Origin of the sequence: Pseudomonas fluorescens, assembly GCF_001307155.1 — a bacterium.
Taxonomy (GTDB): Bacteria; Pseudomonadota; Gammaproteobacteria; order Pseudomonadales; family Pseudomonadaceae; genus Aquipseudomonas; species Aquipseudomonas helvetica.
On the sequence record NZ_CP012830.1, the window covers coordinates 465,278 to 484,203 of the forward strand.

The 18,926-nt window shown below is 59.2% G+C and carries 20 protein-coding genes; 5 read left to right on the top strand and 15 right to left on the bottom strand.

Annotated features, from left to right (window positions below):
* Positions 1-179: 179 nt before the first annotated feature.
* Positions 180-2,174: a bifunctional tRNA (5-methylaminomethyl-2-thiouridine)(34)-methyltransferase MnmD/FAD-dependent 5-carboxymethylaminomethyl-2-thiouridine(34) oxidoreductase MnmC gene (gene mnmC / locus AO353_RS02165; protein ID WP_054593481.1), complete on the top strand. Its 1,995-nt coding sequence runs from the start codon at positions 180-182 to the stop codon at positions 2,172-2,174.
* Positions 2,175-2,252: 78 nt separating this feature from the next.
* Complete coding sequence (locus AO353_RS02170) at positions 2,253-2,480, top strand: YheU family protein (protein ID WP_019693006.1); 228 nt, start codon at positions 2,253-2,255, stop codon at positions 2,478-2,480.
* A 37-nt stretch (positions 2,481-2,517) separates the two neighbouring features.
* Here the strand turns inward: AO353_RS02170 and csrA are convergent, their stop codons facing one another.
* From csrA to AO353_RS02215, 9 genes are all read right to left on the bottom strand, one after another.
* Positions 2,518-2,703 (bottom strand): carbon storage regulator CsrA, encoded by a 186-nt coding sequence (gene csrA / locus AO353_RS02175; RefSeq protein WP_054593482.1) that lies wholly within the window; start codon positions 2,701-2,703, stop codon positions 2,518-2,520.
* 141 nt (positions 2,704-2,844) lie between these two features.
* Positions 2,845-3,177, bottom strand: coding sequence for a YnfA family protein (locus AO353_RS02180; RefSeq protein WP_054593483.1), 333 nt, complete (start codon positions 3,175-3,177; stop codon positions 2,845-2,847).
* Positions 3,178-3,241: 64 nt separating this feature from the next.
* The gene (locus AO353_RS02185) at positions 3,242-4,057 is read right to left on the bottom strand and encodes an SDR family oxidoreductase (protein WP_054593484.1); all 816 of its coding nucleotides are present in this window, start codon (positions 4,055-4,057) and stop codon (positions 3,242-3,244) included.
* Positions 4,058-4,279: 222 nt separating this feature from the next.
* Positions 4,280-6,373 carry an LTA synthase family protein gene (locus tag AO353_RS02190; RefSeq protein ID WP_054593485.1) on the bottom strand — a complete coding sequence of 698 codons (2,094 nt, stop codon included), beginning with the start codon at positions 6,371-6,373 and terminating at the stop codon, positions 4,280-4,282.
* A 314-nt stretch (positions 6,374-6,687) separates the two neighbouring features.
* Positions 6,688-7,563, bottom strand: a complete 876-nt coding sequence (gene speE / locus AO353_RS02195; RefSeq protein ID WP_054593486.1) for a polyamine aminopropyltransferase — start codon at positions 7,561-7,563, stop codon at positions 6,688-6,690.
* A gap of 264 nt (positions 7,564-7,827) precedes the next feature.
* A complete protein-coding gene (locus AO353_RS02200) occupies positions 7,828-8,019 on the bottom strand; it encodes a PLDc N-terminal domain-containing protein (protein ID WP_054593487.1) in 192 nt (63 codons plus the stop codon).
* A gap of 88 nt (positions 8,020-8,107) precedes the next feature.
* Positions 8,108-8,638, bottom strand: coding sequence for a hypothetical protein (locus tag AO353_RS02205; protein ID WP_019693013.1), 531 nt, complete (start codon positions 8,636-8,638; stop codon positions 8,108-8,110).
* A gap of 241 nt (positions 8,639-8,879) precedes the next feature.
* On the bottom strand, positions 8,880-9,398 hold the full coding sequence (locus AO353_RS02210) for an ankyrin repeat domain-containing protein (RefSeq protein WP_054593488.1): 519 nt from the start codon (positions 9,396-9,398) through the stop codon (positions 8,880-8,882).
* 97 nt (positions 9,399-9,495) lie between these two features.
* Entirely contained in the window at positions 9,496-11,334 is a 1,839-nt protein-coding gene (locus AO353_RS02215) for a long-chain-acyl-CoA synthetase (protein WP_054593489.1), read from the bottom strand.
* A gap of 404 nt (positions 11,335-11,738) precedes the next feature.
* Here AO353_RS02215 and AO353_RS02220 point away from each other — a divergent pair, with 404 nt between their 5' ends.
* Positions 11,739-12,017: a DUF3509 domain-containing protein gene (locus AO353_RS02220; protein ID WP_024264778.1), complete on the top strand. Its 279-nt coding sequence runs from the start codon at positions 11,739-11,741 to the stop codon at positions 12,015-12,017.
* 67 nt (positions 12,018-12,084) lie between these two features.
* Here the strand turns inward: AO353_RS02220 and AO353_RS02225 are convergent, their stop codons facing one another.
* The 6 genes from AO353_RS02225 to aroC form a co-directional block, all read right to left on the bottom strand.
* Positions 12,085-12,318 (bottom strand): response regulator transcription factor, encoded by a 234-nt coding sequence (locus AO353_RS02225; RefSeq protein ID WP_054593490.1) that lies wholly within the window; start codon positions 12,316-12,318, stop codon positions 12,085-12,087.
* Between the two features lie 245 nt (positions 12,319-12,563).
* Positions 12,564-13,247, bottom strand: a complete 684-nt coding sequence (gene mtnC, locus AO353_RS02230; protein WP_019693018.1) for an acireductone synthase — start codon at positions 13,245-13,247, stop codon at positions 12,564-12,566.
* A gap of 4 nt (positions 13,248-13,251) precedes the next feature.
* Positions 13,252-13,797 (bottom strand): 1,2-dihydroxy-3-keto-5-methylthiopentene dioxygenase, encoded by a 546-nt coding sequence (locus AO353_RS02235; protein WP_054593491.1) that lies wholly within the window; start codon positions 13,795-13,797, stop codon positions 13,252-13,254.
* A 100-nt stretch (positions 13,798-13,897) separates the two neighbouring features.
* Positions 13,898-14,518 (bottom strand): methylthioribulose 1-phosphate dehydratase, encoded by a 621-nt coding sequence (locus AO353_RS02240; protein ID WP_054593492.1) that lies wholly within the window; start codon positions 14,516-14,518, stop codon positions 13,898-13,900.
* Complete coding sequence (locus AO353_RS02245; RefSeq protein ID WP_054593493.1) at positions 14,515-15,660, bottom strand: MFS transporter; 1,146 nt, start codon at positions 15,658-15,660, stop codon at positions 14,515-14,517. The genes AO353_RS02240 and AO353_RS02245 overlap by 4 nt, the downstream gene beginning before the upstream one ends.
* Positions 15,661-15,694: 34 nt before the next feature.
* A complete protein-coding gene (aroC, locus tag AO353_RS02250; protein WP_019693022.1) occupies positions 15,695-16,786 on the bottom strand; it encodes a chorismate synthase in 1,092 nt (363 codons plus the stop codon).
* Positions 16,787-16,881: 95 nt separating this feature from the next.
* Between aroC and AO353_RS02255 the strand changes: the two genes are divergently transcribed.
* Both AO353_RS02255 and AO353_RS02260 read left to right on the top strand, forming a co-directional pair.
* The gene (locus tag AO353_RS02255) at positions 16,882-17,895 is read left to right on the top strand and encodes an alpha/beta hydrolase (protein WP_081013690.1); all 1,014 of its coding nucleotides are present in this window, start codon (positions 16,882-16,884) and stop codon (positions 17,893-17,895) included.
* 101 nt (positions 17,896-17,996) lie between these two features.
* The gene (locus AO353_RS02260; protein WP_054593495.1) at positions 17,997-18,788 is read left to right on the top strand and encodes a hypothetical protein; all 792 of its coding nucleotides are present in this window, start codon (positions 17,997-17,999) and stop codon (positions 18,786-18,788) included.
* Positions 18,789-18,926: the final 138 nt, after the last annotated feature.

Sequence of the window (18,926 nt, forward strand, 5' to 3'; positions counted from 1 at the left end):
ATAAACCGCGCGCGCCGGTTTTGGGTCGGCTTCGCCGTCCAGCGGGAGCAAGCTCCCTCGCCACAAAAAACGAACCCGACCGGGACTTTCGTTGAGCCAGCATCCCCGAACGTTGCCATGGATCAATCGCTTGTGTCGCGATCGGCTAGAATGGCCACCTAGCCTCGCTTGAGCCGACCATGAACCCTGAAACACTGCCGAACCCCGTACCGCATGCCCAGCTCGACTGGGACGACCAAGGTCGCCCGCGCTCGCGGGTGTTTGACGACGTGTATTTCTCCGACCAGTCGGGCCTTGATGAAACCCGTTACGTGTTCATCGAGCAAAACCGCCTGAGCGAACGTTTTGCCGAACTGCCGGCCGGAGAAAGGTTGGTGATTGGCGAGACCGGTTTCGGTACCGGGCTGAATTTTCTCTGCGCCTGGCAATTGTTCGAGCAACAGGCTGTGGCTGGTGCACGGCTGCATTTCATCAGCGTCGAAAAGTACCCGCTGAGCCCGGCAGATATGCAACGGGCCCTGACACTCTGGCCCGACCTCAAACCGTTTGCCGATCAGTTGTTGGCGCAGTACGTCGCCATCCACCAGGGCTTTCAGCGACTGGTGCTGGACAATGGCCGCGTAACCCTGACGCTGTTGATCGGTGACGTGCTGGAACAACTGCCACAGCTGGACGCGCAGATCGACGCGTGGTTTCTCGACGGCTTCGCTCCAGCGAAAAACCCCGACATGTGGACCGCTGAACTGTTTGCCGAATTGGCGCGTCTGTCGGCACCCGGTTCGACCATCAGCACCTTCACCAGCACCGGCTGGGTGCGCCGCCTGCTCAATGCGGCGGGTTTCAAAATGCGCCGCACACCGGGCATCGGCCACAAATGGGAAATCCTGCGGGGTGAGTTCGTCGGCTGGCCGCAGGAAACATCGGCCCCGGCAACCGTCAAACCCTGGTTTGCTCGCCCGAATCAACTGAGCGGCGAACGTCGTGCACTGGTGATCGGCGCCGGACTGGCCGGTTGCGCCAGCGCCGCCAGCCTCGCCGCGCGCGGTTGGCAGGTCAGCCTACTGGAACGGCATGCCGACCTGGCCCAAGAAGCCTCCGGCAACCCGCAAGGCGTGCTGTACCTGAAACTCTCGGCCCACGGCACCGCACTTTCGCAATTGATCGTCAGCGGTTTCGGGCACACCCGGCGCTTGCTTGAACACTTGCAACGTGGCGTCGATTGGGACGATTGCGGCGTGCTGCAACTGGCATTCAATGCCAAGGAAGCCGAGCGTCAGGCGCAACTGGCGGCGGCCTTCCCCGCCGATCTGTTGCACCTGCTGGACCAGCCGCACGCGCAGGCCCAGGCCGGAATCGAACTGGCCCATGGCGGGCTGTTCTATCCAGAGGGTGGTTGGGTTCATCTGCCGGCCCTGTGCCAATGGCAAGCATCGCCCCCCAATGTCCAACTGCTGACGCACCGCGATGTACTGGAACTGCGCAAGGTCGATGATCAGTGGCAAGCCTGGGACGGCGAGACCCTGCTCGCCAGCGCGCCCGTGGTGGTACTGGCCGGCGCGGCGGAAATCAAACGCTTCGCACACAGTGCCGAGCTGCCGCTCAAACGCATTCGCGGGCAAATCACCCGCTTGGCGCAAACCGCTGAGAGCCGGTGTCTGGCGACGGTGGTCTGCGCTGAAGGTTACGTCGCACCCGCACGCTTGGGTGAACACACCCTGGGTGCCAGCTTCGATTTCAAGAGCGACGACCTGACTCCGACGACTGCCGAACACCTTGGCAACCTGGAGCTGCTCGAGGAAATATCCAGCGACCTGGTCACTCGTCTGCACGCCAGACAGCTGGACCCGGAACAGCTACAAGGTCGCGCCGCGTTCCGCTGCACCAGCCCCGACTACCTGCCGATCGTCGGCCCATTGGCTGACAGCCAGGCGTTCGCCCAGGCCTACACCGCACTGAGCAAAGACGCTCGGCAGGTGCCAGACATCGCGTGTCCATGGCTCGACGGGTTGTACATCAACAGCGGGCACGGTTCACGCGGATTGATCACCGCACCGCTGTCCGGCGAATTGCTGGCGGCGTGGCTGGACAACGAACCGTTGCCCCTGCCGCGAAGCGTCGCCGAGGCCTGTCATCCGAATCGGTTTGCCTTGCGCAAGCTGATTCGCGGTTCGTGATGATGGGATCAAGGCGGACAGACTGGTCCTGCGGCGTGAAGCGCCGTAGGATCGCCGAATTGATGATCCGAGGTGCCTATGCTGATTCCCCACGACCAACTTGAAGTCGACACCCTGACCCGCCTGATCGAAGACTTCGTCACCCGTGACGGTACCGACAATGGCGACGAAACCCCGCTGGAAACCCGCGTGTTGCGGGTGCGCCATGCGTTGAGCAAAGGTCAGGCGCTGATCGTGTTCGATCCTGAAAGCCAGCAATGCCAACTGATGCTCAAGCACGATGTGCCCAAGCACCTGTTTGATTGAGCACCCGTTTGGCCGGGCAGCTATTTGATCGAGTACTTCAGCCGCGTTTGCCGTGTACCTGTTTGGCCTGAATGCGCTCGTAGACTTCGGCACGATGCACATTGATGTTTTGCGGGGCTTCAATACCGAAGCGGACATTGCCTCCGTTCACGGCGAGGATACGCACAGAGATGTTGTCGCCAATGGAGATCATTTCGCCCACAACGCGGCTGAGTACGAGCATGGCTCTAGTCCTTGAGATTACCGGGCCTTGAAGATGACCGGCTGAAGCCGGGTCTACAATGCAACAGCGGCAAAACAGTCCCCCCCTACACGGCAAAACGACTCCTCTTACAGACTTCCCTTTCACGGCAACATCAATGACTCAAGGTGTCGTGAAGCGTGGGCCAAACAGAATGATGCTCGCGCCTAGTACGCACAGTGCAACGCCCAGCCAGTCCGAGCCCAACGGTCGAATCCGCTCGACCACGCCGAGCCAGCCGATGGACGCAACAATGTAAATGCCGCCGTAGGCTGCATAAGCACGGCCCGCGTAGGTCGATTCGACTTTGGTCAGCACAAGGGCGAACAGCGTCAGGCTGAGCAGCGCCGGCACGACCCACCAGATGCTTTTGCCCTGCCGCAACCACATCCAGAAAGCGAAACAGCCGGCGATTTCGAACAGCGCCGCAAGGAAAAACCACAGGTAATTGAGCATGCACACATCTCGTCAGGGCGGCCAGAAGCGGCAACCCTAACGACGCAGCCCGCTACTCGCAAGCTCAGCTGGCGCTTTGCCTGGCCTTGGCGCGCATCTTGTCGGCCATCACGGTCATCTCGTTGTAGAGCAACTGCGGATTCTTCTGTTTGAGTGCCCAGGCCATACGGCCCTGCTCATGGGGCAGGATCATGAACTCACCTGCGGCAACATGCTGGTAGATGTAGTCAGCGATATCGCTGGCGGTAATCGGCGAGCTTTCCAGCAACTTGCCGACCTGGGCTTTCATGGCCGGGGTCGGGCCACGGAAGGAGTCCAGCAGGTTGGTCTGGAAGAACGACGGGCAGACCACATGCACAGTGATTTCCTGCTGTGCCAGTTCAATCAGCAGGCTCTCGGACAGCGCCACGACACCGGCCTTGGCCACGTTGTAGTTGCTCATGGCAGGCCCCTGCATCAACGCAGCCATCGAGGCGATGTTGATGATCTTGCCTTTACTCTTTTCCAGCAGCGGCAGGAACGCCTTGCAGCCTTTGACCACGCCCATCAGGTTAATCGCAATCTGCCAATCCCAGTCTTCCAGCGACAGCTCACTGAAGAAACCGCCCGAGGCCACGCCGGCGTTGTTGACGATCACATCGATGCCGCCCAGCTTCTCTTCACAGGCTTGGGCGAAGGCGGTCAGCTGGCTGTAGTCGCGCACATCGCAACGCTGAATGAAACCGTCACCACCCGTCTCACGGACCTGTTTCAGGGTTTCTTTCAAGCCTGGCTCGCTGACATCGGACAAGGCCAACTGCCAGCCTTCTCGAGCCCAGCGCAGAGCGATTTCGCGACCCAGGCCGGACCCGGCACCAGTGATCATCATGCGATTTTGCATAGGGAGTTGCCTTGATGTTCCGGGGGAAGATGCTCGCAGTGTAGCGAAGGATTTTCCTACACCCATGACCATCAGATTGCTGAATACCCCAGGCAAACCGTAGCGGTTGCATGGCACGGAAACGCGCCGAGCCGACCGGGTTGTCGGCAAGGTTCAACCGCCCGCCGACAGATTCGGCAGACGAAAAAAAAGGCCCTCGCGGGCCTCTTTTTTATTGACGGTTTACTTGGTCTGCATGCTTTCAGTCACGCCGGCGGTGTTATCCAGCAAGCTCTTGGTCGCGGTTTGCAGGAACGCTTCCAGCTTGAGCTTCAGCTCAGCGGTACGCGGTGCATTCGGGATGATTTCGGCATGCGGGTTGGCACCCAGCTGGTACTGGTACATCTTCGGATCCATTTCCTTTTCCTTCGGCAGAATCAGGATCTGGTCAGCCGTGACGATGGCCGTGGTCTGTTCAGTACCCGATGGCTTGATCACGCCGAAACCGGTGTCGCCTTGCGGTAGGTTGAGCAGGTCTCGTCCCCAGCACTGTTGACGCACTTCGCCACCGAGGCGGCCCATGATGGTCGGCACGATGTCGATCTGAGTGCCCACTGTGTGGTCACGCTGACCGAATTTTTCCTGGATGCCCGGTGCAATCATCAGCATCGGCACGTTGAAGCGGCCCAGGTCCATTTCGGTGATTTGACGCTCGTTGCCGAAACCATGGTCGCCCACGATGACAAACAGGGTTTCCTTGAAGTACGGCTCTTTACGGGCCTTTTCAAAGAACTGCCCCAACGCCCAGTCGGCGTAACGCATGGCCGTCAAATGCTCGTTCAGGCTGCCACGATCAGTGACTTTTTCGACCGGCAATGGCGTCGGCAAGGCATAGGGAGTGTGGTTGGACAGGGTTTGCAGCAGCGCGTAGAACGGCTTGCCTTCGCGCGCCTTGAGTTCCTGCAGGCCACGGTCGAACATGTCCTGGTCGGACACGCCCCACGTCGGGTCGGAGAACACCGGGTTGACGTAGTCGTTACGCCCGATGAAGTTGGTCATGCCCTGGTTGCTGAAGAAGCCCGACTGGTTGTCCCAGGCAAAATCACCGTTGTAGACGTACACATCGTCGTAGTTACGGGCGCTGAGCAACTGTGGCAGGCCGGACAGCATGTGGCTGCCTTCCGGGGTCTGCATCAGGTATTCGAAACCTGGCAGGTTCGGGAAGCAGGCCATGGTGGCGAACATACCCTGGTGGGTATGAGTGCCGTTGGAGAAGAAGCGGTCGAACAACAGGCCTTCTTTCGACAGTTTATCGAGGTTGGGCGTGATGTTGCCCGGCGCGCCCAAGGCACCGACCGAGTGACCGGCCATGCTTTCCATCAGGATCACAACGACGTTCTTGATCGGCAGCGTCTTGTCGGCCGGTGGCGTGTAATCGCGGCGTACCGCAGCGATACCGGCATCAACCAGCTTATCGTCCGGCATCACCAGCATATCGCGGACAATTTTCTGGGCCACGGACTGTTCCATCGTCGGCTTCCAGATGTTGTCGCGCTCTTCGGACATGCGGCTCTTTGCAGCAGCAACCAATTGCAACGTGCCGTTCAGGCCCAACTGGTTGGCGAAGTTCGACTCGGTGGTGTAAACGTCACCCCAACGCAGCGGCGGACCTTGACGCAACGTGCCACGGGCAGCCACGACGCAGATCAACAGGCAAACCACGAATACCGCGATGCGCGCGTACCACGGGGCTACCTGACGGGTGCTGATGGCGCCACCGCTGAACGGGCCGCGTGGGCGGGTTGCACGGTCGGCGCCCTTGAACGCCAGGCTCAGCAACCAGGTGCCAACGGCCCAGGCCAACAGATAACGGACGACCGGGAAGCCATACCAGAGCATGCTCATGACGGTTTTCGGGTCTTCCTTCACATACTGGAAGACCAGGCCGTTGAGGCGCTGGTGGAACTCACGGTAGAAGTCCATTTCCATCAGGCCGAGGAACAGCGCGATGCTCGAGGCGATGGTCAGCCAGCACCGGAACAGACCACGGGCAGCCATCGCCCGGACACTGAACAGGGACAGCAATAGTGGAATGCTGAGGTAGACCACCAGGCGCAGGTCAAAACGCAAGCCATTGGCGAACGCTTCGAGGAAGGTCGAGGCGGGTGTGTCGAGGATCATCTCCCGGTTGTACACCAGCAGCGCAACGCGCAGCAGGGAGAGCATTGCCATCATGACCACGGCACAGAGCAGTGTGTACGCCAGATGCGATTTGACGGTCGGTTGCAGCAAGCGATTCGAAGCTCGCGGCTGACTAAGGGCGTCCGGGTTAGCCATGTCGTTTATAGGACTCATTGGAAGTTGAAGTTTCAAAGATGTTGCGGCGCCCTGCCCTCCGTTGCGATTACTTGCAGGAAGTGGCCGGGAGCGTGCGCGATGCGCAAATGTTGCACGATCACTCGCGGCATTACCATTCATTACTGGCAAACACCCCCCCAAAGCCTGGCTTCCAGGGCTCTGGAACAAGAGTCACAGGGGGTTGAGCGTTAAATCGGCGTGGGTGAATTGTCTTGGAGTGTTTGTGAAAATTTCGTGCAACGTATATCTGGAAACACAAAAAGGGCCTCTCGGCCCTTTTCGGTCAGCCCGGCTTAATCATTACTCGGCTTGTTCACCGCTTGCAGCACGTACTGCGGAAGAGCGAATGCGCCAATATGGATTTCCGGATTGTAGTAGCGGGTGATGATGCCGCTGCCGGCAAAACGCTGACTCAGGGTTTCGCGCGACAGCTTGCGGTACGCCGTGTTGGTCGCGCCCCAGGCAAACGTCATGGCACCGCCGATATAGGTTGGCACCGCAGCCTGATAGAAGTGCCAGTCCGGGAACAGACTGCGCAAGCGCCCGGCGGTGGTTTTCACTTCTTCGATCTGCATGAACGGCGTGCCGTTCTGGGTCACCAGAATACCGCCTTCATTCAGGCAGCGGCGGCAGGCCTGGTAGAAGTTCTCCGAGAACAGCACTTCACCCGGACCGATCGGGTCGGTGGAGTCAGAGATGATCACGTCGAATTTTTCCTGGGTGGTGGCGACAAAACGCATGCCATCGTCGATCACCAGGTTCAGGCGTGGATCATCGAACGCACCTTTGGAGTGATTCGGCAGGAATTCCTTGCACATGTCGACCACGGTGCCGTCGATTTCGACCATGGTGATGTGTTCGACACTGCGGTGCTTGGCCACTTCACGCAGCATGCCGCCGTCGCCACCGCCGATGATCAATACGCGCTTGGCGGAGCCGTGAGCCAAGATCGGCACGTGAGTGAGCATCTCGTGGTAGATGAACTCGTCGGCTTCGGTGGTCTGGATCACACCGTCGAGCGCCATGACCCGGCCCATGCGCGGGTTCTCGAAAATCACCAGGTGCTGGTGCTCGGTGCGCACTTCGTGCAGCAGTTTTTCCATGCGAAAACGCTGGCCGTAGCCTTCGTAGAGGGTTTCCAGGTACTCGCAGGTGTTGGTGGTGCTCATGGGAAGTCCCCCGGTGAATGCTGGTGGCAACGGACGGTCACCCGCCCATGACGGACAATCGCAGGCGCCGGGCTGGCGATTGTCCACGGAAAGGCGCGCATTCTACGTCGCCGAACATGACAGGTCGAACCTCACGTTACGGCTGGCCATACTTCGGCGTAGGAGCAAGGCTTGCCCGCGATGCAGACTCCGCGTTTTTTCAGCCAAACCGCGTTATCGTTCATCGCGGGCAAGCCTTGTTCCTACAGGGTCATGGTGTGGGGGTTAGAACCGTACGTTGCCCCGAGGGCCCGCAATTGCCCAAATAACCAGGCCCAGCACCGGAAGCAGGAGAATCAGCAGCACCCAGATGATTTTCATCCCGGTTTCTGCACCGCTTTTAAGCACGTTGATGATCGCCCAGATATCCAGCGCGAGGATGATCAGGCCAACCAGGCCATTGAAGGTGGAACCCATGGTGTCGCTCCCAGGAGAAGAATTTCCCCCTTAGGATAGTCGGGCCTGACAAGGGCTCCGATTTATTACGGTTGGCGCCGTAATGGCCTTAAACGTGGATCGCCACTTTCAGCGCTTCCAGCGACGGTGCCGCGGCAATCCCGATGTGCGCACACAACTCCAGCACCCGCGGGACATCGTTGCCATAGACCAGCACGACCTGAATCTCGTCATCGAGCAGCTGGCTGAAGTTCATCAGCGTGTAGCCGCCGTTTTCCGGGTTCATGCTGCCCATCTGGATCTGGATGCGGTTGAGTGCAGTCAACGCTTCGGTCTTGGCCAGTTGCTTGGGCTTGATGTTGAACGCCACACCCGGGCCGAAAGACGCAACGATCTGCTCAAACAGGTCCATGTAGGTGTCGGCCTGGAACAGCACGGTTTCCGGCAGGCTGCCGACTACCACCCATTCACCCAGCGGGATCGGGAAAGTGTCGTCGTAGTTGATGTCCGGGTTGGCCGCCAGAAACGCCTCGGGATCGGCATAGGCCTGGGCGGCTTCATCGGCGATCTGCACAATTTCCGCCTCGCTCATGCAGCCGGAGCTGATTTTGCTGATGAGTTCGATGAGTGCGGCTTTCATGGGCGGATCCTGTAGCGAGGGAAATTTGAGGGCGCGAAGGATAGCGCATTCGCGAATGGATACCGAGCCCGAGGTCAAGCGCGAACCTGTGGCGAGGGAGCTTGCTCCCGCCGGCCGGTCCGCGCTCGGGCGAAGCAGTCGTAATCAGAAACACTCGGAGTATCAGATACAACCGGGGTTCAGGATTCAGGGCCGCTTCGCGCCCCAGCGGGAGCAAGCTCCCTCGCCACAGGGTTCGGGATCAGCCAAGCAGCTTCTGCAACTGCGCCGTGGTGTCTGCCGCGCCCATGGTCCTGGCCGCGTCCAGGGCGTTGATGCCGTTGGCGTCCTTGGCCTTGGGATCAGCACCTTTGCTGATCAGGTAGTCGACGATTGCGCTGCGATTGAACATCGCGGCCATCATCAACGCGGTGCGGCCGTCAAAGGACGAACCTTCAACCTCGGCGCCACCTTCAACCAGGGCGGTCACCACGGCCAGATCGCCTTTGAACGCCGCGCCGGCAATCGGGCTTTGGCCATTTTCGTTGCGAATCTCTGGATCGGCCTTGTGCTCAAGCAGCACTTTCACTGCATCGACGTGGCCGTGATAGGCGGCCAACATCAGCAAGGTGTCGCCCTTGTGGTTACGCAGGTTCGGCGGCAGGCCTTTGCTCAGCAGTGCGGCGAGCATCGCCGCGTCACCATCACGTGCCTTGTTGAACACCTGCTCGGCAAACTCCGCGGCTTCTTCCGGGGTCATCTGGCGGGATTTGTCTGTCATTGGGGACTCCACATTCGGTCAATCGCAAAGCCGCTAGTTTCCTTAAGCGGCCTGACACCTGTCACTCCTTTTTTCTCTCGTCCGGCCATAGCCAGAATCAATAACGGAACTTGCCAGCGTGGATATCCGCCAGTACCTGTTCGGTGACCTGCACATAAGTGTCCGAGCCCGGCAGCCAGGCGTAGATTGGATCTTCGCCGGTTTTGCGCGGATCGAAGGCTTCATCCTTGAGGCGGGTCTTCTGGTACTTGAAGGTCCCGGTGGTCTCCATTTTCACTTTCACCCGCAAAAACAACGGCACCGCATAGGCCGGCAGGTGTTGGCGGGCGAAGCTCAGCAACTCGCTGAAGTCCAGGGTCGCCAGCGACTCAGCCGGGGTAATCGCAGCCATGCCGGCGCGGCCGTTGGTGTTGTTGATCTCGACGCCATAGGCCACCGCCTCGGCGATGTGGGAGTGTTTCAAGAGGATGTTCTCGACCTCGGTGGTCGACACGTTCTCGCCCTTCCAGCGGTAGGTATCGCCGAGGCGGTCGACAAACTGTGCATGACCAAAACCGATGCTGCGCAGCAAGTCACCCGTATTGAAGTAGCGATCGCCCTTCTCGAAGACATCGTGGAGCACAACTTTTTCGGTCTTCTGCGGGTCGGTGTAGCCGTCCAACGGCGCCTTGTCATCAATCTTTGCCAGCAACAGGCCTTGCCGTCCTTTACCGACTTTCTGCATGAAACCCTTGCTGTTGCGGATTGGCGTGCAGCTGTCGTGGGTGTACTCGACCAACGCCCAGGACATCAGTGAGAAGCCGATGGTGTTGTCGAAGTTGAGGATGTTGCTGAAACCGATATTGCCGTCGCTGGCGGCGTACAACTCGCAAATGTGATTGACCCCGAAGCGCCGCTTGAACTCGCTCCAGACGCCGGGGCGCAGCCCGTTGCCGATCATCTTCAGCACCGCGTTATCACAGTCGGCGGTGCTCGGCGGCTGATCGATCAGGTAACGGCACAACTCGCCGACGTAGCCGATGGTGGTCGCCTGGTATTTGCGCGCGTCGTTCCAGAACTGACTGGCGCTGAACTTGCGCCGAATGGCAAAGCCCGACGCCCCGCAAATCGCCGAGCCCCAGCACACGCACAACCCCGTGGCGTGGTACAGCGGCAAGGTGCAATAGATGACATCGTCGGGGGTCATATCCAACGCGATCAACCCGAAACTGGCGGAGGTCTTCATCCAGCGGCCATGCTTGAACACTCCGGCCTTGGGCAACCCGGTCGTACCGGAGGTGTAGATATAGAAGCAAGGGTCGTTGAGGTATACCTGCTGACTGCTGAGCGGGTTGTCGCGCGGGTAATCGGCGCTGAGGCACATCAGGTTGATGAAGCCTGCGGGCACCGAACCGGGATCACGGGACGTGTCCTGGTCGGCCACCCACCAGGTTCTCGCGGTATCGATTGCAACCTGCTCGCGGATCGCCGAATAAACCCCGACCAACTCCTCGCCCACCACGATTGCCGCCGGAGCCACCAGATTCACGCTGTGCACCAGCGCCTGTCGGGTTTGCGAGGTATTGAGCATCGCGCTGATCGCGCCAACCTTGGCCACCGCCAACACTGTGACCAGCAGTTCCGGGCGGTTTTCGATGAAGACCCCGACCACATCACCTTTGCCAATGCCCTGGGCAATCAGGTAGTGAGCAATGCGGTTGGCCCACTGATTGACCTGTGCATAACTGAGTTTGACCTCACCTTGCAGCAGCGCCGGACCATCGGGATTACGCTGTGTCGCTTGCTCGAAGCTCCAACCGAGGCCGCAGGGTTGATCCAGCTGTTTGACATTGGCGACTTTCAGCCCCTTGACCACCCGTGGCAGGGCCTTGGCAATGGACGGCAACTTACGGAGCATCATGCCCCAGGTGATCATGTCGTTTGACGCGAGACTCATGGTTGCTCCCGTTCGGCCCTTGATGCCAGGCCTGTTTTGTTATTGTCGGGTGAACATTTGGTCGCAGATATTGAGGCAACTTCATCCCCGGATCAGAGAAGGCAGATAACCTCTGGTTAGAGATAAAAACAAACGTGGAAGAGTCGATTCAAGCCAAAAAGTACGCCCGCGCTTGTGTCGCTGTACACGCGGTTTTTGAAATGTTTTGTATCCGGGTCGATACTGCGGCAAACACGCAAAATGCAGGATGCACGATGGCCATTCATGCAAAATGCACGATGCCAAAAAATTACGAACTTTCTATGCTATTGATTTATAACGGTTTTTATAAAATCTCATAATGGCACAATCAGTGCACCTATCACTCCATGCTTGCCATTCAAGTGCAAACGGAGCTGATCGACATGAGCCTGATCCAGGAAAAATTTTCGTCCCTGTTCTCCAACTTCGACGTCACCACGCAAGCTCGCCCTGACGGCGGTATTCTGCTGACGCTCAATAGCAGCGATGGCCGAGTGTTCAAACGCTCGATTTCCTACGCTCAATTGCACGCCGGCGATCAACTGTCCTGGGTCATCAGTGCCATTCGCCGTGACTTGGCCGAACAGGCCAGCGAACTGCCGCAGATTTCGATGCTGCAAAGCCAGCAGCGTTTCGCCTTGCCGACCTATCACTCGAGATAAGCACCAACCATTCACACCTTTCAGGTCGTGCAAGCCTTGCGCTGCACGGCCTGAGTGCGTTTTGAGCTCAGCTCAACAAGCCACGATTAACCGCCTCGCCGACTGCTTGAGCACGGTTGGTGACTTCGAGCTTGGAGTAGATGTTGCTCAGGTGAAACTTCACCGTCGCCTCGGAAATGTCCCGAATCACACTGATTTCCCACACCGTTTTGCCGGCCTTGGCCCAATACAGAATCTCCAGTTCCTTTTCGCTCAGCGGTTTGCCTGCCGGATCCGGACGCTGTCGCTTTGGTGTTTTCATCCTTAGTCCTCTCACCAGGAGTCCGCACCATTGCCAAGCGCGAAAAGTGCCTGGGTAAGCGAACAAACTTAAGGGCCGAAGAGTTACACAGGGACAAGATTAAACAAGTAAGGAAAACCACAAACAGGCATGGCCGACTTATCAACAGGCAACTTCCTACACGTCCTACAGACGTGCGTTGGCCGTGATGTTAGTTCGTGATGGAAAGTCGGCTGACTGCGTGAGTTGCAGTCAGCCGTAGCCACTCAGAACGTGGCGGGATCGATCTGCGAAAAGCTGCTGACGTTCAGATGCCCGGCGAGCTCACCGCCTTCGCGTACCAGTCCGCAGGTGGCCATGCCGGCTTCACGGGCGGCATCCAGTTCTTGAACGATATCGGAGAGAAACAGGATCTGCGCAGACTCGCAGCCAATGGCTTGAGTAATGCGCTGATAGGACTGCGCCTCACGCTTGGGTCCCGAGGTGGTGTCGAAGTAGCCACTGAACAGCGGCGTCAAATCACCGGCCTCGGAGCAACCGAAGATCAGCTTCTGGGCCTGGATCGAACCGGACGAGTAAACAAACAATTGATAACCGGCCTGATGCCAGCGTTTCAGCGCCTCGACCGCGTCCGGGTAAACATGCCCCTTCAACTGCCCGGCCTGATAACCCTGCTCCCAGACCATCCCTTGCAACGCCTTGAGTGGCGTGGCCTTGCGGTCTTCGGCAATCCAGCCCAGCAGGATTTCGATCACCCGCTCGACGTCAGCGCCAGGTTCGGCGCTGTCCTGGCGAACGGCGTCGATCTGCCGGGCTACGTCGGCCCGTTGCGCCTGCTGACGGACAAAGTCCGGCAAATGTTTGGCGGCGTAGGGAAACAGCACCTCGAACACAAAACTCACCGCGCTGGTGGTGCCTTCGATGTCGGTGAGAATGGCTTTGATCGTCATGCCATCAGTCCTCGAGACGCGGGAAGCGGCTGGCGATGTCGTCGCCGGTGAAGTTGGCCACCCAGCCTTCGGGGTTGTTGAACAGCCGAATCGCCACGAAGTGCGGGTGCTCGCCCATGTCAAACCAGTGTGCAGTACCGGCGGGCACCGAAATCAGGTCGTTTTTCTCGCAGAGCACGGCGTACACGTAGTCGTCGATGTGCAAAGTAAACAGGCCACGGCCCGCGACGAAAAATCGTACTTCGTCTTCGCCATGACGATGTTCTTCCAGAAACTTGGCACGCAATTCGGCTTTTTGCGGGTGATCGCTGTTAAGGCTGACCACGTCGACGGTGATGTAACCACGCTCGGTCATCAATTGATCGATCTGCACCTGATAAGCGGCAATCACTTCTTCCTGGCTGGCGCCCGGCTGGATCTTCGCCGCGGCTTGCCAACGGTCGAAGCGCACACCTTTTTCGGCCAGGGTCGAGGCGATATCGTCGAAGTGGGTCAGGACCTTGTTCGGCAGGTCCGGGCTTGAAACGTGGTAAACGGACAGGCTGCTCATGCTGGCAATTCCTCGTTAGCGGCGCTGCCGTCCGGCTTTTACAGACCGGTCAGGCAACGCGTTTCATCAGGCGGTTGGCGACTTCAGGTAGAAGTAGGCCTTAACGGTTAATCAACGCGCGCATTTTCAGCTCGCATTCAAACAGGAACTCAAACGCTTCGATCTGCCGCAACGCATCGCTCATCTTCGGGCCCCAGGTGTAGAGGCCATGACCGCGAATCAGGTAACCGACACAGTCGGGATGGTCGTCGAGCCATGGCTGGACTTTGGACGCCAGGCGCTCGATGTCCTGATCATTGTCGAAGATCGGCACCCGCACCTTGGACTCATGAGTCGAGATCCCACTAAAGGCTTTTTGCAGTTCGTAGTCTTCAAACGTAATGACCGGACTCTGCAGCAGTCGCGACAACACCGTGGCATTGACCGAATGGGTGTGCAGCACCGCACCGATGTCGGCACGCCAATTATATAACTGGGTGTGCAGCAGGGTTTCGGCAGACGGCTTCTTGCCCGGTTCCAGGCTGTTGCCCGACATATCCGTGGCCAGCACGTCATCCATCCCCAACTGCCCTTTGTGTTTACCGGAAACGGTCAACAGGGCTTCAGTGGCCGCCAGTCGCGTCGAATAGTTGCTGCTGGTGGCGGGCGACCAGCCTCGGCCATACAAAAAACGCCCGGCGTCGATGATTTGCTGGGCGAGCTGTTCACGGGTAAGGCTCATGGCCTGTCCTCTTGCATACGTGTGGCAATGATAACGGCTGCAGCGAACGCTGCGAGGCTGGCAATACTAAAGGTCAATGTAGCGCCCAGGGCATTCCAGCTGTAACCGGAATACAACGCGCCCAACGCTCCGCCGGTGCCGGCCAGTGCCGCGTACAACGCCTGGCCCTGCCCTTGCTGGCGTGCACCGAAGCTACGTTGCACGAAATGGATGGCCGCGGCGTGAAAACTGCCGAAGGTCGCCGCGTGCAGAATCTGCGCAAACAGCAGCACCCACAGGAATTCGGCGAACGAGCCGAGCAGCAGCCAGCGTAACGCCGCCAGCAGGAAACTCGCCATCAACACCCGGCGTACCGAGAAGCGCCCAAGGATCTTGCTCATGAACAAAAACATCAGGACTTCGGCGACCACTCCCAACGCCCAGAGCATACCGATCACGCCGCGGCTGTAACCGAGGTGTTCAAGGTGCAGGGTCAGAAAAGTGTAATACGGCCCATGGCTCATCTGCATCAGTGCCACGCAGCCATAAAATGCCAACACGCCGGGGCTGCGCAGTTGCTTGAGAAAGCCCTCGCCCGCCAGCCGATTGCCTTGCGCCGGCTGGGCGTTCGGCACCCAGAGGCTGCTGATGATTATCCCGCCCATGATCACCACCAGCGTCACCGGGTAGATGTCCAGGCTCAACCATTCAAACAGCCGCCCCAACGCAACCACGGTGATGATGAAACCGATCGATCCCCACAAGCGGATCTGGCTGTAGCGCGAAGTCTGGCCCTGCAAATGCGCGAGGGTGATGACCTCGAACTGCGGCAATACCGCGTGCCAGAAGAATGCATGCAGCGCCATGACCATCGCCAGCCAGGCGTAGCTTTTGCTGACGAAGATCAGCGAAAAGGTCAGCAGCGTACAGATCGCGCCGAAGCGCACGATGGCCAGGCGCCGGCCGGTGTAGTCACCGAGCCAGCCCCAGATATTCGGTGCGACGCAGCGCATCAGCATCGGAATCGCCACCAGTTCGCCAATGCGCGCACTGGAAAACCCCAGGTGATCGAAGTACAGCGCCAGGAACGGTGCGGTCGAACCGAGCAAGGCGAAATAGAACAGATAGAAGCTGGACAACCGCCAGTAGGGAAGCGCCGCCACGGCCGTCAGACCGCGGCGACGTCAGGGCATGGCTTCACAGCTGGCCCAGCACCGGAGTGCTGACGCGCACGTCGGCGTTTTGCCCGCGATTGCGCAGCAGGTGGTCCATCAACACGATGGCCATCATCGCTTCGGCAATCGGCGTAGCGCGGATGCCGACGCACGGGTCATGACGGCCCTTGGTAACGACGTCCACCGGGTTGCCGTGGATATCGATCGAACGGCCCGGCGTGGTGATGCTCGACGTTGGCTTGAGTGCCAGGTGCGCAACGATCGGTTGTCCCGAAGAGATGCCGCCCAGAATCCCGCCCGCGTTGTTGCTGAGGAAACCTTCCGGGGTCATTTCGTCACGGTGTTCGGTGCCGCGTTGGGCGACACTGGCGAAACCGGCACCGATTTCCACGCCTTTCACCGCGTTGATGCTCATCAGCGCATGGGCCAGTTCGGCGTCGAGACGGTCGAAGATCGGTTCGCCGAGCCCAGGCTTCACGCCTTCGGCGACCACGGTGATCTTCGCGCCGACCGAATCCTGGTCGCGGCGCAATTGATCCATGTAGGCCTCAAGCTCTGGCACTTTGTCCGGGTCGGGGCTGAAGAAGGCGTTTTGCTCGACCGAGTCCCAGGTCTTGAACGGGATTTCGATAGGCCCGAGCTGGCTCATGTAGCCGCGAATGACGATGCCCTGGGTCGCCAGGTATTTTTTCGCAATCGCCCCCGCAGCCACACGCATGGCGGTTTCCCGCGCCGAGCTGCGACCACCGCCACGGTAATCGCGCTCGCCATATTTGTGGTGATAGGTGTAGTCAGCGTGGGCCGGGCGGAACAGGTCCTTGATCGCCGAGTAGTCCTTGGACTTCTGGTCGGTATTGCGGATCAGCAGGCCAATCGCGCAACCGGTGGTGCGGCCCTCGAACACGCCAGAGAGGATTTCGACTTCGTCGGCTTCCTGACGCTGGGTGGTGTGGCGGCTGGTGCCGGGCTTGCGGCGGTCCAGATCACGCTGCAAGTCTTCCAGGGACAGCTCAAGGCCCGGCGGGCAGCCGTCGACAATGGCGACCAACGCCGGACCATGGCTTTCGCCCGCGGTGGTGACAGTGAACAGCTTGCCGTAGGTATTGCCGGACATGCAGGGCGCTCCGTGAATTCGCTGAGTGACTCAACCTGAAAATGTAATGTCGGCGAGTATACGCAGGCTATCCAACTAGTTCATCCTCGAACCTTATCGGTGCCTGCAAGTCCAACCGACACCTTCTGAATGATGGCGTGATGATGCTGCGAGTTATTGCCTTGAGCCTTACCCTGTTTACTGGCCTGCTTTCCAATGCAGCCCAGGCCTCTGTTGTACTGCAACGGCCAATCAGTCTGGATACCGGCAGCGGTGAGCTTTTCGGCTCGATGTTGCTGCCAAAGTCCGACAGCCCGGTGCCGGTTGTGCTGATCATTTCCGGCTCGGGCCCAACTGATCGTAACGGCAATAACCCGGAAGGCGGCAACAACGACAGCCTCAAGCGCCTGGCCTGGGTGTTGGCCAAACACAACATCGCCAGCGTGCGTTACGACAAGCGCGGCGTGGCGGCCAGCCTCGCAGCGACCCCGGATGAACGCAATCTGACCCTTGAGGCCTACGTTGCCGATGCCGTGGCCTGGGGCCAGAAACTCAAGTCCGACCCGCGTATGGGGCCATTGATTCTGCTCGGGCACAGTGAAGGTGCACTGGTGGCCACACTCGCCGCTCCGCAAGTCGATGCCGCCGCAGTGATCTCCGTGTCCGGTAGCGCCCGTCCGGTAGATCAGGTCTTGCGTCAACAATTGAGCAATCGAATGCCTCCCGATCTGCTGCTGCGCAGCAATGAGCTGCTGGACAGCCTCAAGGCCGGACATGTCGATGAACATGTTCCGACGCCGCTGCAGGTGATCTTCCGTCCCAGCGTGCAACCGTACTTGATCAGCCTGTTTCGCCAGGACCCGGCAGCGGCTTTCGCCAAGTTGAAAATGCCGGCGCTGATCATCCAGGGCAGCAACGACATGCAGGTCGGTGTCGGTGACGCACAGATGCTCAAAGCGGCGAAACCGGATGCCCAACTGGCGCTGATCGAAGGCATGAACCACGTGATGCGTATCGTGCCCAATGACATCAAACGGCAATTGGCCTCCTACAAAGACCCGCAACTGCCCCTCGCTGTCGAACTCGGCTCGAGCATCCTGAGCTTTATTGACGGACTTCGCGCCAGTTAAGCCGGTATTACCCTCCAGTCCTGGAAAAAACGGCCGATAAGCCTGTGTGTCGGTAGCCCATTGGCTGCCGCCAAGCAGGGCTTGGACAGGATCTCGCCGTTATGACTGATACCCAGAATTCACCCGACACTGCGCCGCAAACCACCGCCACTGAAGTGGTCGACCTGCCGTGGTCGGACGTCCAGGCCGAGCACCACAAGATGCTTCGCCTGGCGCCGCTGAAAACCGATCGAGCGACCGGTGGGCGGCCATTGCGCTTTGTCGAGTTCGGTTATGCCGAGCGCAACAGCAAAGAACGCAGCCTGCTGCGCATGAGCATTTCACTGCCCGGTCAACGGGTGCGCAAAGAACAGAACCACCTGGACGTCTGGGTCGATCATGAGAACCGTCGCGTGCACTTCGGTCCCGACAGCGGTCTGCAGATTGAACCGCTGAACCGTGGCATTGGCCGTTTTCTGGCCGCTCAAGGCATTACGTGGGCGAAGAAAAAGTGGTCGAGCTACACCGTCGACGGTGCAGACCTGAACAACAAGGACGCCCTCAACGAAGACACCCGCCTGCGCCGCGACCACTTCCTGCGAGTGCATGGCTTTGACGTGGTCTACGCCGATGCCCAGCATTTGAAGGGCAGCGTCAAAGAGGTAAAGGTCGGCGATCTGCTCGGCGACTGGAACTCCGAAAAACTGCAATTCGTGGAAATCCTCGAAGCCGCGCAGATGCTGCAGCAAGCCGAGCAGAATCTGGCGGAGCAGGAAGTCAAACTGCAAAAGCAGGAAGAGAAAGTCAGCCAATACAAACGTGAGGACACCGGACTACGCTTCACCATCAGCTGTCTGGTGGCGTTTTCGGTGTTCCAGGCGGGACTGCTGATCTGGATTGCTACGCACCGCTAAAAACCCGAGTTTGCTGTGGTTCTTGTGGCAAGGGAGTTTGCTGAGGCTCTTGTGGCGAGGGAGCTTGCTCCCGCTCGAGCGCGAAGCGCTCGCAATCCTGTTACCTCATCGTTGAGATAACAAGGTCGGGGGCTGCTG